At 54.5% G+C, this 13,789-nt stretch carries 15 protein-coding genes and 1 riboswitch; of the genes, 7 read left to right on the forward strand and 8 right to left on the reverse strand.

Annotation, left to right across the window (positions count from 1 at the left end):
* Nucleotides 1-40: 40 nt before the first annotated feature.
* A complete protein-coding gene (gene ubiK, locus A936_RS19695) occupies nucleotides 41-301 on the reverse strand; it encodes a ubiquinone biosynthesis accessory factor UbiK (protein WP_008460905.1) in 261 nt (86 codons plus the stop codon).
* A gap of 122 nt (nucleotides 302-423) precedes the next feature.
* Nucleotides 424-572, forward strand: a riboswitch (FMN riboswitch).
* 94 nt (nucleotides 573-666) lie between these two features.
* On the opposite strand from ubiK, the gene ribB reads away from it, so the two are divergent.
* Nucleotides 667-1,320 carry a 3,4-dihydroxy-2-butanone-4-phosphate synthase gene (gene ribB / locus A936_RS19705; RefSeq protein ID WP_008460907.1) on the forward strand — a complete coding sequence of 218 codons (654 nt, stop codon included), beginning with the start codon at nucleotides 667-669 and terminating at the stop codon, nucleotides 1,318-1,320.
* 178 nt (nucleotides 1,321-1,498) lie between these two features.
* Complete coding sequence (gene ygiD / locus A936_RS19710) at nucleotides 1,499-2,287, forward strand: 4,5-DOPA-extradiol-dioxygenase (RefSeq protein ID WP_008460909.1); 789 nt, start codon at nucleotides 1,499-1,501, stop codon at nucleotides 2,285-2,287.
* A 35-nt stretch (nucleotides 2,288-2,322) separates the two neighbouring features.
* Here ygiD and A936_RS19715 read toward each other — a convergent pair whose 3' ends face one another.
* The 3 genes from A936_RS19715 to tolC all read right to left on the reverse strand — a co-directional run bounded on the left by A936_RS19715 (nucleotide 2,323) and on the right by tolC (nucleotide 5,821).
* Nucleotides 2,323-3,483 carry a glutathionylspermidine synthase family protein gene (locus A936_RS19715; RefSeq protein WP_008460911.1) on the reverse strand — a complete coding sequence of 387 codons (1,161 nt, stop codon included), beginning with the start codon at nucleotides 3,481-3,483 and terminating at the stop codon, nucleotides 2,323-2,325.
* A 6-nt stretch (nucleotides 3,484-3,489) separates the two neighbouring features.
* Nucleotides 3,490-4,167 carry a DUF1190 family protein gene (locus A936_RS19720; RefSeq protein ID WP_008460913.1) on the reverse strand — a complete coding sequence of 226 codons (678 nt, stop codon included), beginning with the start codon at nucleotides 4,165-4,167 and terminating at the stop codon, nucleotides 3,490-3,492.
* Between the two features lie 169 nt (nucleotides 4,168-4,336).
* A complete protein-coding gene (gene tolC, locus A936_RS19725) occupies nucleotides 4,337-5,821 on the reverse strand; it encodes an outer membrane channel protein TolC (RefSeq protein ID WP_008460916.1) in 1,485 nt (494 codons plus the stop codon).
* Between the two features lie 212 nt (nucleotides 5,822-6,033).
* Here tolC and nudF point away from each other — a divergent pair, with 212 nt between their 5' ends.
* The 5 genes from nudF (at nucleotide 6,034) to parE (ending at nucleotide 10,580) form a co-directional block, all read left to right on the forward strand.
* Complete coding sequence (gene nudF, locus A936_RS19730) at nucleotides 6,034-6,666, forward strand: ADP-ribose diphosphatase (RefSeq protein WP_008460918.1); 633 nt, start codon at nucleotides 6,034-6,036, stop codon at nucleotides 6,664-6,666.
* A gap of 2 nt (nucleotides 6,667-6,668) precedes the next feature.
* The gene (locus A936_RS19735) at nucleotides 6,669-7,094 is read left to right on the forward strand and encodes a DUF1249 family protein (protein ID WP_008460921.1); all 426 of its coding nucleotides are present in this window, start codon (nucleotides 6,669-6,671) and stop codon (nucleotides 7,092-7,094) included.
* A 145-nt stretch (nucleotides 7,095-7,239) separates the two neighbouring features.
* Complete coding sequence (gene cpdA, locus A936_RS19740; protein WP_008460922.1) at nucleotides 7,240-8,067, forward strand: 3',5'-cyclic-AMP phosphodiesterase; 828 nt, start codon at nucleotides 7,240-7,242, stop codon at nucleotides 8,065-8,067.
* Nucleotides 8,067-8,642: an esterase YqiA gene (gene yqiA / locus A936_RS19745; RefSeq protein ID WP_008460923.1), complete on the forward strand. Its 576-nt coding sequence runs from the start codon at nucleotides 8,067-8,069 to the stop codon at nucleotides 8,640-8,642. Before cpdA ends, yqiA begins: the two co-directional genes overlap by 1 nt.
* Before the next feature lie 45 nt (nucleotides 8,643-8,687).
* Complete coding sequence (gene parE, locus A936_RS19750; protein WP_008460924.1) at nucleotides 8,688-10,580, forward strand: DNA topoisomerase IV subunit B; 1,893 nt, start codon at nucleotides 8,688-8,690, stop codon at nucleotides 10,578-10,580.
* 65 nt (nucleotides 10,581-10,645) lie between these two features.
* Here parE and A936_RS19755 read toward each other — a convergent pair whose 3' ends face one another.
* The 4 genes from A936_RS19755 to qseB all read right to left on the reverse strand — a co-directional run bounded on the left by A936_RS19755 (nucleotide 10,646) and on the right by qseB (nucleotide 13,709).
* Nucleotides 10,646-10,963 (reverse strand): putative quinol monooxygenase, encoded by a 318-nt coding sequence (locus tag A936_RS19755; protein WP_008460925.1) that lies wholly within the window; start codon nucleotides 10,961-10,963, stop codon nucleotides 10,646-10,648.
* 30 nt (nucleotides 10,964-10,993) lie between these two features.
* Entirely contained in the window at nucleotides 10,994-11,575 is a 582-nt protein-coding gene (locus tag A936_RS19760; protein WP_008460926.1) for an NAD(P)H-dependent oxidoreductase, read from the reverse strand.
* A gap of 116 nt (nucleotides 11,576-11,691) precedes the next feature.
* Nucleotides 11,692-13,053 (reverse strand): quorum sensing histidine kinase QseC, encoded by a 1,362-nt coding sequence (qseC, locus tag A936_RS19765; protein WP_034810024.1) that lies wholly within the window; start codon nucleotides 13,051-13,053, stop codon nucleotides 11,692-11,694.
* The gene (gene qseB, locus A936_RS19770; protein ID WP_008460928.1) at nucleotides 13,047-13,709 is read right to left on the reverse strand and encodes a quorum sensing response regulator transcription factor QseB; all 663 of its coding nucleotides are present in this window, start codon (nucleotides 13,707-13,709) and stop codon (nucleotides 13,047-13,049) included. Before qseB ends, qseC begins: the two co-directional genes overlap by 7 nt.
* Between the last annotated feature and the right edge of the window lie 80 nt (nucleotides 13,710-13,789).

Genomic DNA, 13,789 nt, shown 5'->3' on the forward strand with positions numbered 1-13,789 from the left:
CCTGACGCTTTCCTTTGCGGGAGCGTCAGGGGGCGGAGCGTTACTCGGCGTCTTTCGGGGCTTCGCGGTTTTCCAGTTCGGTCAGTCGCTGCTCCAGCAGAGCCAGTTTCTCGCGGGTGCGCAGCAGGACCTGAGTTTGCACGTCAAACTCTTCGCGGCTCACAAGGTCAAGACGGGTCAACTGAGACTGCAGGATCTGGCGTACTTTCTTTTCCACATCATCCCCGAACTCACGAATCCCTTTCGGCATTGACTCATGGACCTGGCGGGCGATTTGTTCAATTTTTTTCGGGTCAATCATAGCGGCTTCCATTATCTGGCGAGTAATAGGGCTAATTGTAATGCCTGATTGCCAGGGGATAAACTGGAAATGTTGCCTGTGTAATCGTTGCCCACAAAAATGATTAGCGCTATAGTGAACCTGCTTATTCTCAGGGCGGGGCGAAACTCCCCACCGGCGGTAAATCAGCGAACGCTGAAAGCCCGCGAGCGCTTCAGGCTTTGCCTGAAGGTCAGCAGATCCGGTGTAATTCCGGGGCCGACGGTTAAAGTCCGGATGGGAGAGAGTAACGATCACGTCAGGCCCTGGCCTGCCCGCGTTATTTTTTTAGCTCCTAAGACTGCCCTGATTCTGGTAACCATAATATTAATGAGGTTTTTATTACCATGAATCAGACGCTACTTTCTGCATTTGGCACCCCGACTGAGCGCGTTGAGCGTGCTCTTGATGCGCTTCGCGAAGGCCGTGGCGCTATGGTTCTCGACGATGAAAATCGTGAGAACGAAGGCGATATGATCTTCCCGGCTGAAACCATGACCGTGGAGCAAATGGCGCTGACCATTCGCCACGGGAGCGGCATTGTTTGCCTGTGCCTGACCGACGAACGCCGTAAACAGCTCGATCTGCCGATGATGGTCGAAAACAACACCAGCGCTTTCGGCACCGGGTTTACCGTGACCATCGAAGCCGCTCACGGCGTGACAACCGGCGTTTCCGCAGCCGACCGTCTGACCACCGTTCGTGCAGCTATTGCCGACGGCGCTAAGCCGAGCGACCTGCACCGCCCTGGTCACGTTTTCCCGCTGCGTGCGCAGCCGGGCGGCGTGTTAACTCGCGGCGGCCACACCGAAGCCACTATCGACCTCGTTTCCCTGGCCGGTTTCAAACCTGCGGGTGTGCTGTGTGAACTGACCAACGACGACGGCACCATGGCGCGTGCGCCGGAGTGCATCGAGTTTGCCCGCAAACATAATATGGCGGTTGTGACCATCGAAGATTTGGTGGAATATCGCCAGGCGCAAGCGCGTAAAGCCAGCTAAAAAAGTAAAGCCCGGTCAGCGCGATCGGGCTTTTGTTATTCACTCCCGCCTCGCTGTTTTCGTCTTTTCAGACCTGTTCAAAATTTCTGATGATCATCATCATGCTTATCTGAGTTCTTCCCACAAAAATTGGGCGTAATCTGTGTGTATTGAATCTTAGCCATTTAAGGACACCATCATGACAAGCCCACGTATGCCCGCGCTGTTCCTTGGCCACGGTAGCCCGATGAACGTGCTGGAAGATAACCGCTATACCCGCGCCTGGGCTCAGCTCGGCGAAACGCTGCCGCGGCCAAAAGCGATTGTGGTGGTGTCGGCCCACTGGTTCACCCGTGGAACGGGCGTGACCGCGATGGAAGCGCCGAAGACGATTCACGACTTTGGTGGTTTTCCTCAGGCGCTGTATGACACGCATTACCCGGCACCTGGCTCGCCTGAGCTGGCGCAGCAGCTGGTTGAATTATTGGCACCAACGCCGGTGGCGTTAGATAAAGAGGCATGGGGCTTTGACCACGGCTCGTGGGGAGTGCTGATCAAGATGTACCCTAACGCGGATATCCCGATGGTGCAGCTGAGCATTGACAGCACGAAGCCGGCAGCCTGGCATCTGGAGACTGGCCGCAAACTGGCCACGCTACGTGACCAGGGCATTATGCTGGTGGCGAGCGGTAACGTGGTGCATAACCTGAGAACTGCGCGCTGGCACGGTGAAAATACACCTTACCCCTGGGCTGAGTCGTTTAACGACTATGTTAAAGCCAACCTGACCTGGAAGGGGCCTGCGGAGGAGCATCCGCTGGTGAACTATCTCAGTCATGAAGGCGGTTCACTGTCTAACCCGACGGCGGAGCATTTCCTGCCGCTACTTTATGTCCTGGGCGCGTGGGACGGCAAAGAGCCGGTGACGATTCCGGTCGACGGCATAGAGATGGGATCGCTAAGTATGCTGTCGGTTGTGGTAGGATAAACAAAAAAGCGCCCAATGGGCGCTTTTTTAATGCTCTATTCCACAAAGATATGCGGATAGAAACGGGAAAGATCCTGCGTAATAAGCTCGCGATCCTCACGAATCCCGATCCCTGCAGGCTGATCGTTAATAAGCCAGCTGCCAATCAGCGTATAGCTGTCGCCGAATTTTGGTAGCGGATAGAACTGCTGGACGATCATGCCTTCTTCGCCGTACGGCCCGTCAACGCGCGCGATCTCCTGGCCATTCTCGATGATCTTCACGTTGGCGCCTTCGCGGGAGAAGATTGGCTTCACGACGTATTTTTCCATCGGCGGGAAGTTATCTTCGGCGAAATAAGCCGGCAGCAGGTTAGGGTGGCCCGGGAACATCTCCCACAGCATCGGCAGCAGGGCTTTGTTGGAGATAATGCTTTTCCAGGCTGGCTCCAGCCAGCGCACGCCGGCATCTTCCAGCTTGGTGGAGAACATCTCGCGGAGCATGAATTCCCACGGGTAGAGCTTGAACAGGTTGCTGATAACCTGATCCTGCAGGTCGGTAAACTGACCTTTTTCGCCGAGGCCAATTTCCTCGATAAACAGGAACTCACTGGCGACGTCAGATTCGGCGGCGCAGTCCTGCAGATACTGCACGGTGCCGCGATCTTCTACCGTGTCCTGACAGCAGGCAAAGTGCAGCAGATTGAAACCATGCTGCTGCTTGAGTTCGGCGAAACGTTCGATCAGCTTTTCCTGCAGGCTGTTGAACTGGTCTGCGCCTTCGGGCAGATTGCCCGCCGCCACCTGATCTTCAAGCCAGATCCACTGGAAGAAAGCCGCTTCATACAGCGACGTTGGCGTATCGGCATTGTTTTCCAGCAGCTTGGGTTCACCCACGCCATCCCACGCCAGATCCAGGCGGGAATAAAGGGAGGGCTGCTGGCTGCGCCATGATTGGCGAACAAATTCCCAGGTGTGTTTCGGAATGCGGAAACGGGCCATTAGCTCGTCGCTGGCCACCACTTTTTCCACAACCTGCAGACACATTTGATGCAGCTCGGCGGTGACCTCTTCCAGGCGTTCAACCTGAGCCAGCGTGAGCTTGTAATAGGCGTCTTCACACCAGTACGGCTCCCCGTACATGGTGTGAAAATTGAAGCCGTATTCCGTGGCTTTTTCGCGCCAGTCCGGGCGTTCAACGAGAGAAACTCTTTCCATGATTTATCAGCCGCCCATCGAACGGCTGCTGCCGGAGGTGGCGCTGCTGCGCTGCATGGTGGATTGCTTGGCCACTGACTCACCAAAGCCGCCGCGAGTCACCGTTGAGGTGGTCGCAGGTTTTGGTGCCATCGCACTTTTCGGAACGGTTGTCGTCCGGCCTGGGGTGGCCGCGCCGTAGCTTTTACCGCTGGCATCGGCGTACTTGCCGTAAGCCGGGCTGGCCGGGTTTTTTGAGGTAAACAGCGGCTGCTGCGCAAAGCCCGCGCCGCCGCCCATCAGACGGCCCATCATGTAGCCCGCCATCAGCGGCATCCAGAAGCTGCCGCTTTGCTGCGGTTGAGCCTGAGCCTGGCTTTCGCCGGCAAGGCTTGCCTGAGCAGGGGCTGGCTGGCACTGGCCTTCGCCAAACTCGGCCACGCAGGCTTCACGGGAAGCGTACTTCGGTGCCGTGCGCTCGGCTTCTTTCAGAGCGTTATTATAGGCGGTGGTACATTCCGCGCTTTTGCTCGGGTTTGCCTGCGAGCAGTCGTCCGCGTTTTGGTACATTGAGACGGTTTCGTCGCTTTGTTCACAGCCGGCCAGCATAAAGACGGCGGTGACCGCCAACGCCACCGGCGTTAAATGGCGTGCGTTCCAGCTTTTGCGGAACGATGAATGATTTATATTTTTTGTCCGTTTCATTTAATCAGTCCTGAGCCCAGTAGGTTTGGTGCTAAGGATAGGGGATGAGCGGTTGAAATTGAAGCGATGTTGGCCTGTTGGCAGGAGATCTTTACGTTGCCTTACGTTCAAACGCGAGACAGAAAAAAAGGGGCGTAAAAATACGCCCCTTTCGTTAGCATTCCGGCGATTAATTAGCGAATGGGTTCGCTTTTTTCCCGCTGGTGGCCGCAGCCGGAGTGGCATGAGTTGCCTTAGTGGAAGCCGTCGCTGGCGCGGTGTTGTAACCGTCAGCGCGGGCATCCTGCTCTGGGGTTTCCGGCGCAACGCTGTCCGCAGAGGTTGAAACCGGTTTGCCCAGCGTATTGTTCAGCGCAATCAGATCTTGCTCGTTCAACGTACCCAACGCTGATTTAATATTCAGCTGGTTAATCAGGTAGTTATAACGTGCGCTGGAGAGTTGCTGTTTGGCGTTATACAGCGTGGTGGTCGCATCCAGCACGTCAACGATAGTACGGGTACCCACCGAGTAACCGGCTTCCATCGCATCCAGGGAGCTTTGCGCAGACACCACGGCCTGTTTGTAAGCGTTGATGGTGCTGATAGAGGCGTTCACGTTATTAAAGGAAGAACGCACGGTCTGTACCACGCTGCGGTGCGCGCTTTCCAGCTGCTCGCTGGCACCCACAAAGTTGTACTGAGCCTGTTTAACCTGAGAGTTAACCTGGCCACCCTGGTACAGCGGCAGGGAGAAGCTCAGGCCAACCTGGTTCTGCCCTTTATAGCTGTTGTCATACTGCGAATTGCCGGAAGTTTTAGAACCATTGTAGCTGCTGTTAGTGACGCCGCTGGATGCGTTCAGGCTCAGCGTCGGCAGATGACCATCTTCAGCCAGGCGAATTTGTTCGCGCGCCAGATCCTGGCTCAGGCGAGCCTGAAGCAGGCTAAGGTTGCGTTTTTCAGCATCTTTTAGCAGGTTGTTGACCGCATCTGGCTTGCTGGTTTTGAAACCGTCTACGTTCAGAGAAGCCAGGCTCAGATAGTCGTTCCCGGTGACCTGACGCAGTGATTCCACCGCGTTGTCCAGGTTATTACGGGCGGTGACTTCATTCGCCAGCACGGTGTCGTACTGCGCGCGGGCGTTCTGCACGTCAGTGATGGCGACCAGGCCTACGTTAAAGCGCTGAGTGGTTTGATCCAACTGGCGGTAAATGGCCTGTTTCTGCGCTTCAGTATAGGAAAGCGCGTCAATGGCGCTCAGCACGTTGAAATAGGCTGTGGCCGTGTTCAGGATCAGAGACTGCTGATCGGTCTGGAAGCTGACGTCCTGAATCCCTGCGGTTTTTTCCTGCAGGCTCAGTGCGCGCCATTTCGACATATCAAAAATGGTTTGCGTCAGCTGTAACGTTGCGCTGGTCGTGTTGGAGTTAATACCGTTAGAGTCGCGGAAACCGTTACCGTAGGTGTAATCTGCACCCAGGCCCAGCTGTGGCAGTAATGGGCTGCGTGCTTCATTAATTTTTTCGAATGCGGCGTCACGGTCAGCAGCGGATTTACGCAGGTCCGGGTTGCTGGTGCGCGCCTGTTGATAAACCTGCAGCAGGTTTTCTGCCTGGCTCATGGCGCTGAAACCCGTTAGGCTCAGACCGATAAGAATGGGGAGCAGTTTCTTCATTTGCATTCCTTGTTGTGAAGCAGAATTATTTTGTTTAACGCCGACAGGAGTCAAAGATGATCGCCGATTCTACAGATTCCGTCAGCCGGGCAGGTTGGCGTAAAGTGCCATCTACCTTAATTTTCACCAATCTACCACATCAAAATTGAAAGGGCAGTTACGCAGGGTTGAAATCGCCCGGCCAGCGCCCATTTGTCATCAGGACATCATCTATGAACAAGTCAGAAAAGCTAGAGGCTACTTTCGCCAAAAAGGATGTAGAAATTATTGCACGGGAAACGCTTTATCGTGGCTTTTTTTCACTCGATCTTTATCGTTTTCGTCATCGTTTATTCAACGGCGAAATGAGTGGCGAAGTCAGGCGCGAAATTTTTGAACGCGGTCACGCTGCGGTGCTGCTACCCTATGACCCTGTGCGTGATGAAGTCGTGCTGATAGAGCAGATTCGTATCGCGGCCTGGGACACCAGCGAAACTCCATGGCTGTTAGAAATGATCGCCGGCATGATTGAAGAGGGCGAAAGCGTAGAAGATGTTGCGCGTCGTGAAGCCGTAGAAGAAGCTGGCCTTGCTGTGGGCCGAACCAAACCGGTTCTGAGCTATTTAGCCAGCCCCGGCGGCACCAGCGAAAGGTTGTCTATTTTAGTCGGAGAAGTGGATGCCACTCAGGCCAAAGGTATTCATGGCCTGGTGGAAGAAAACGAAGATATTCGTGTTCATGTGGTGAGCCGGGAGCAGGCTTACCAGTGTGTCGAAGAGGGGAGCATCGACAACGCGGCGACGGTCATCGCTTTGCAATGGCTGCAGCTGCATTATGAGCAACTAAGAAAAGAGTGGAATCACTGATTATGAAGCGCTATACCCCTGACTTCCCCGAAATGATGCGTTTGTGCGAAACCAACTTCGCGCAGCTGCGCCGTCTGTTGCCGAAAAATGATGCAGCGGGCGAAACGGTAACCTATCAGGTTAATAGCGCCAGATATCGATTAACTATTTCAGAATCAACACGTTATACCACCCTGGTGGAAATAGAACAAACGCACCCCTCGGTGAGTTACTGGAGCCTGCCGTCAATGTCGGTCAGGCTGTATCACGACGCGATGGTCGCGGAAGTGTGTTCAAGCCAGCAGATCTTTCGCTTCAAAGCGCGATATGATTATCCGAATAAAAAGTTGCATCAACGCGACGAAAAGCATCAAATTAACCAGTTTCTTGCTGATTGGCTGCGCTACTGTTTAGCGCATGGAGCAATGGCCGTGCCTGTGTATACCTAGTTTTTTTAGGGTTGAGGACGGTTAACGGCACAACGCCCTGAATAAATGGATGATATTGATACCCTGAATGAATCGAGCTGCCGCCTGGATATCAGCAGCTTAAGTGTGGTGGGTAGTAAGTGTGCGTGAAACCTAAGGACACCATTTGGAAAGCCTGTTAACCCTTCCTGTGGCCGATGGAGGCCGAATCAGGATATTGCAAATAACCGATACCCATTTGTTCGCTGGAAAGAACGAAACGCTGCTCGGGATTAATACCTGGAAGAGCTATCAGGCGGTGCTGACCGCTATTCTGGCCGAACAGCGTGCCTGCGACTTACTGGTGGCAACCGGGGATTTGGCCCAGGATCACAGCGTGGAGGCTTATCAGCACTTTGCTGAAGGAGTCTCCCGCATTTCTGCGCCTTGCGTTTGGCTGCCGGGTAACCACGATTTTCAGCCTGCAATGTTTAACGCTCTGCAGGAAGCGGGTATTTCCCCGGCCAAGCGCGTTTATATCGGCGATCGCTGGCAAATCTTGCTGCTGGACAGCCAGGTCTTTGGCGTTCCCCACGGTGAACTGAGCGACTATCAGCTGGAATGGCTTGAGCGTCAGCTGGCTGCGGCTCCAGAGCGTCACACCCTACTTTTGCTGCATCATCATCCTCTTCCTGCCGGCTGCAGCTGGCTGGATCAGCACAGCCTGCGCAATGCTGCCGCACTGGATGCCGTGCTTAAGCCCTGGCCGCAGGTGAAAACGCTGCTTTGTGGGCACATTCATCAGGAACTGGATCTCGACTGGAACGGTCGCAGAATGCTGGCCACGCCTTCGACATGCGTCCAGTTCAAACCTCACTGCGCCAATTTCACGCTCGACACCATTGAGCCGGGATGGCGCTGGCTCGATCTTTATCCTGACGGCAGCCTGACGACGGAAGTTTGCCGTTTGCACAGCGGTAAATTCAGTCCTGACACGGCTTCTGAGGGTTATTAATGCCTGCGTTACTGTATCTGCACGGGTTTAATAGCTCTCCGGCCTCCGCGAAAGCGACCCGTTTTAAGGCGTGGCTGGCTCAGCATCATCCTGAAATTGAGATGATTGTGCCTCAGTTACCGCCTTATCCGGCAGAGGCTTCCGAACTGCTAGAGTCGCTGGTGCTCAAACGTGGAGGAGAGCCACTGGGCATTGTGGGGTCTTCCCTCGGCGGTTATTACGCGACCTGGCTTTCGCAGTGCTTTACGCTGCCTGCGGTAGTGGTTAACCCGGCGGTTCGCCCTTTTGAGCTGCTTGTGGGTTACCTTGGTAAAAACGAGAACCCCTACACCGGGCAGCAATATGTGCTAGAGTCACGCCATATTTACGATCTGAAAGTCATGCAGATTGACCCGTTGGAAGCGCCAGACCTGATTTGGCTGCTGCAACAAACGGGCGATGAGGTGCTTGATTACCGCCAGGCCGTAGCCTACTACGCGCTCTGCCGCCAGACGGTGAAACCCGGTGGCAATCATGCCTTCACGGGCTTCGAAGATTATTTCACACAGATTGTCGACTTCCTCGGCTTGCGCTGAGGCCTGACGGCCGATTTCCTGTTTCGCTATCTGAATGAATAAACCATGACGCAATCCTATAATGCCGATGATATAGAGGTACTCACCGGGCTTGAGCCTGTTCGCCGCCGCCCGGGGATGTACACTGACACCACTCGTCCTAACCATTTAGGACAGGAAGTCATTGATAACAGCGTGGATGAGGCGCTGGCAGGTCACGCTAAGCGCGTGGATGTCATCCTGCACGCAGACCAGTCGCTGGAAGTCATTGATGACGGGCGCGGGATGCCTGTTGATATCCATTCCGAAGAGAAGGTCCCGGCCATTGAGCTGATCCTTTGCCGTCTGCATGCGGGCGGTAAATTCTCGAATAAAAACTACCAATTTTCCGGCGGCCTCCACGGTGTAGGGATCTCTGTGGTTAACGCCCTTTCCAAACGCGTTGAAGTGACCGTCCGCCGCGACGCTCAGGTATACAGCATCGCTTTTGAAAACGGCGAGAAGGTGCAGGATCTGGAAGTGATTGGCACCTGCGGGAAGCGCAATACCGGGACCAGCGTGCATTTTTGGCCGGATGAAAGCTTCTTCGACAGCCCGCGTTTTTCCGTTTCACGCCTCAGCCATCTGCTGAAAGCGAAAGCGGTACTGTGCCCGGGGGTTGAGATTACCTTTACCGATAAGGTGAATAATACCGAGCAGCGCTGGTGCTACCAGGACGGCCTGAACGACTATCTGTGCGAAGCCGTAAATGGCCTGATTACCCTCCCGGAAGCGCCGTTTATCGGCAATTTTTCGGGCGACACCGAAGCCGTTGACTGGGCGCTGCTCTGGTTGCCGGAAGGCGGTGAGCTGCTGACGGAAAGCTACGTAAACCTGATCCCAACCATGCAGGGCGGTACTCATGTTAACGGCCTGCGTCAGGGGCTGCTCGATGCCATGCGTGAGTTCTGCGAATACCGCAATATTCTGCCGCGTGGCGTGAAGCTCTCTGCGGAAGATATTTGGGAACGCTGCGCCTATGTGCTGTCGGTCAAAATGCAGGATCCTCAGTTTGCTGGCCAGACGAAAGAACGTCTCTCCTCACGCCAGTGTGCGGCCTTTGTCTCCGGCGTAGTGAAGGATGCTTTCAGCCTGTGGCTGAACCAGAACGTACAGGCGGCAGAACAGCTGGCAGAGCTGGCTATTTCCAGCGCTCAGCGCCGGATGCGCGCCGCGAAGAAAGTTGTGCGTAAAAAGCTGACCAGCGGGCCAGCGCTGCCGGGTAAGCTGGCAGACTGTACTGCGCAGGATTTAAGCCGGACCGAACTATTCCTGGTGGAAGGGGACTCGGCGGGCGGCTCCGCGAAACAGGCTCGCGATCGTGAATATCAGGCGATCATGCCGCTGAAAGGGAAGATCCTGAACACATGGGAAGTTTCTTCTGACGAAGTACTGGCCTCGCAGGAAGTGCACGATATTTCTGTGGCGATCGGTATTGATCCAGACAGTGAAGATCTGAGCCAATTGCGCTATGGCAAGGTCTGTATCCTTGCGGATGCGGACTCCGATGGTCTGCACATTGCCACGCTGCTGTGCGCGCTCTTTGTGCGCCACTTCCGGGCACTGGTGAAAGGTGGTCACGTTTACGTGGCGATGCCGCCGCTCTACCGCATCGATCTCGGTAAAGAGGTTTATTACGCGTTGGATGAAGAAGAAAAAGCCGGCGTGCTGGAACAGCTTAAGCGCAAGAAAGGCAAGCCAAACGTGCAGCGCTTTAAAGGGCTGGGCGAGATGAACCCGCTTCAGCTTCGCGAAACCACGCTTGATCCGAATACGCGCCGTCTGGTTCAACTGACCATCAGTGATGAAGACGACCAGCGCACGCTGGCGACAATGGATATGCTGTTGGCCAAAAAGCGTTCGGAAGATCGCCGCAACTGGCTGCAGGAAAAAGGCGACATGGCCGATATCGAGGGCTAAACGTTTTTCTCCAAAACGTAAAAGGGATGGCTCAGGCCATCCCTTTTTGCATTCTCAGACGCCAGTTACTTCACGGCTTCTTCGAGAATGCGGATATGCACTTCCAGCACGTCGTCTTTCACGCGGGCGCTATGTTCTTTCATGTGGGCCGTCTCAAGATGGGCTTCCAGATGCGCAACGCTTTCCCATTTTTCCAGCATGAAGATGGAGTCCGGGGCGGTAGTCTGGAACGCGACCTGGGCGTTATGATCGACCAGCGGCGCGTAGCCGTGGCAGCCTTCTTCCTTCAGCACGGTTGGAATAATTTTCTCAAACGCTGCAATTACCGCCTGGCGATGGTGTGACCCAGGGCGTGTACGAATTTCTGCAATCACTGTCAGCATGACTAACTCCTTATGTTATCCGGCAAACAGTTAAGCAAAAATACCAGCCAGATGCTTGCGATATTCTGCTACATAATGTGGCACATCAGGTGCCTTGATGACGTCATTAGCGATAAAGGTTGGCAGCCCTTCCATGCCCAGAAACTGGTTAGCCTTGTGGAATGGAAGATAAACACCGTCTACGCCAACGCCATGGAAAAACTGATCTTTTTCGGTGAAAGCTTCTAAAGGTGCGTTCCAGGTCAGGGACATCATGTAGGTTTTGCCCTGAATCAGGCCGCCGGAACCATATTTTTTAGAGGCGTCTGAACGGGTACGGCCGTCGCTGGCATACAGCGAACCGTGGCCTTCGGTGAACACATCGTCAATGTACTTTTTGACCGTCCACGGGGCGCCCATCCACCAGCCCGGCATCTGCCAGATGATGCTGTCTGACCAAAGGAATTTCTCAACTTCCGCTTTAACGTCATATTCGCTGTCTGCGCGGGTGACCTGGACATCATGCCCGAGGTCGCGCAAATAGCTTTCCGCGACTTCGGTCATGGTGTCATTAAGCTGGCCGTTGGAATGACCGAATTTTTTACCGCCGTTGATAATCAGGATGTTGCTCATTGTTAGCCCTTAAATAATTACGTTTGCTAATCATTATAATGAGAACCTTACTGTGAAAAAATGACCAGGATGTGCAAAGACTTTTGCTGCACGAGCAATAATCCGGCTGAAATTTCTCAGTTCCAACGGATGCGAACCCTAAAACCACCGCTTTCTGCGTTGCCGAAAGTTGCCCGCATACCGTGCAACGCCGCAATTCGACTAACGATTGACAACCCCAGCCCGCTGCCGGTTTTTAGCTGCCCTGGTGGGCGAAAGAAGCGTTCCCCCAAAGAGGCAAGATATTCAGGGTTCACGCCCGGTCCATTGTCGATAACCTCAAGCTCATTCTCCTTAAGTACGACGTTCACAACGCTGCCTGCAGGGCTGTAGCGGACGGCGTTATCAATGATATTGCGCAACATCAACCCAAGCAGAAGTGGCTGAACGAGCTGGATGACTGGTTTTTCCGGCATCTGCAGGTGGATATCAATATGCTCTCGCTGGGCCGCGTGCCAGGCTTCCATCACGCTTTCCTGAAGCAGAGTCTGCAGTGACACGTCCTGGACATCATTCAGTTCAGCCAGAGAGTCCAGCCGGGAAAGCGTCAGCAGCTGTTCAACAAGACGGGAGGCTCGGTCAATGCCCTGATGAAGCTGGTTCAGCGCTTGCTCTCTGACTTGGGCATCATCTTCCGCCAGTTGAGCCACCTCTGCCTGTACCTTCAGGGCCGCAAGCGGGGTTCGGAGTTCGTGGGCGGCATCGGACGTAAAGCGCCTTTCACGCTGCATAAATGCTTCTGTACGCTCAAAGAGCTGATTTAAGGCATCCACAAGGGGCCTGACTTCCAGCGGGAGAGGCTGAGTCTCGAGTCTGCTGTTGTCACCGGGGGGGCGACGCTGTAGTTTTTGCGCCAGTTTTCGCAGCGGTGCCAGCTCTCTGCTGACTAACCCAATCAGCAGGACCAGCATCAGCGGCAGTGCTATTAACCAGGGCGTGAGCTGAGCGGACACGATATCCAGAGCCATATCGTTCCTGTAGTCCCACTCCTGACCGACCACGATACGATAACGACCATCAGGCGTTGTCAGCCAGACCAGACGCCAGAGATCGTCATCATCATCGAGTTGCCCATCAGTAAATCCGTCCCTATGCCATGAATAGATCAGTCCTTTACCGCTGTCGCCGTCATTGAGCACAAGCCTGCCCTCAGCGGTAAAAATGGCGAAGGCTAATGTGTCATCATCGAGCTTACCGCGATGTTTTTTCAGAATGTTTTTACTGCGAGGAAGCTGTGGCTCGGCGCTGTTTGCGCCATCGAAATCCAGCACGCTTAGCCGCTTAGCAAAAAGCAGTTGTTGGGTATCGAAGAGCTTGTTGAGCGATTTACGGGCTTCATACCAAGCGGCGGCACTGGCAAAGGCTGCTGCTGCAAGGGTCAGCACTATAAAGCCTACGGTCAGGCGTGTGCGTAAGCTTTTGGTCAACGTTCTTAGCATGCCTCACCTAACGTATAGCCGATGCCGTGTACGGTGCGAATAAAACCGCTGCCCAGCTTTTTACGGAGATGATGGATGTGAACTTCAAGGGCGTTGCGCGAGACTTCATCGTCCCAGCTATAGATTTTTTCCTCGATCAGTGTACGTGGCAGAACACGCCCGACATTACGCATAAGCAACTCGAGTAAAGCGAATTCCTTAGGCTTTAGCTGTAGAGGCTCGCCGTTGAGAGATACCGTATGGTTTGCCGGAGAAAGTACGACATTTCCGTGGGTAATCTCTGGCTGCGCGTGGCCGTGCGCCCGGCGGATGAGTACCTGCAACCGCACTGCCACTTCTGTCAGGGCGAATGGTTTGCAAAGGTAGTCGTCCGCACCCAGCTGCAATCCTTCAATGCGCTCTTCCAGCGAGTCTCTGGCAGTCAGGATCAGTACGGGCTGACTGTGCCCCTCTTTACGCCAGGCGCGCAGAATATCCAGGCCATCCATGCCCGGGAGACTGAGATCCAACACTACGGCGTCGTAGGGGGCCAGGCCAAGTGCGGCTTGCCCCTTTGGCCCATCGCTAAACCAGTCAACTGCAAACCCCATTTTGATTAATCCGGCTTTAATGCCGTCACCAATTAGTGGGTCATCCTCAATAAGTAACAGGCGCATGGCGCACTCCTTGTTGCTGCCGTTAAGACGAGCAGTAAATACCTGTCGTCTTGGTGTGTACAGAAGAAAAGCCTGCTCCT

The sequence above is a fragment of the Enterobacter sp. Ag1 genome (assembly GCA_000277545.1).
Taxonomy (GTDB): Bacteria; Pseudomonadota; Gammaproteobacteria; order Enterobacterales; family Enterobacteriaceae; genus Cedecea.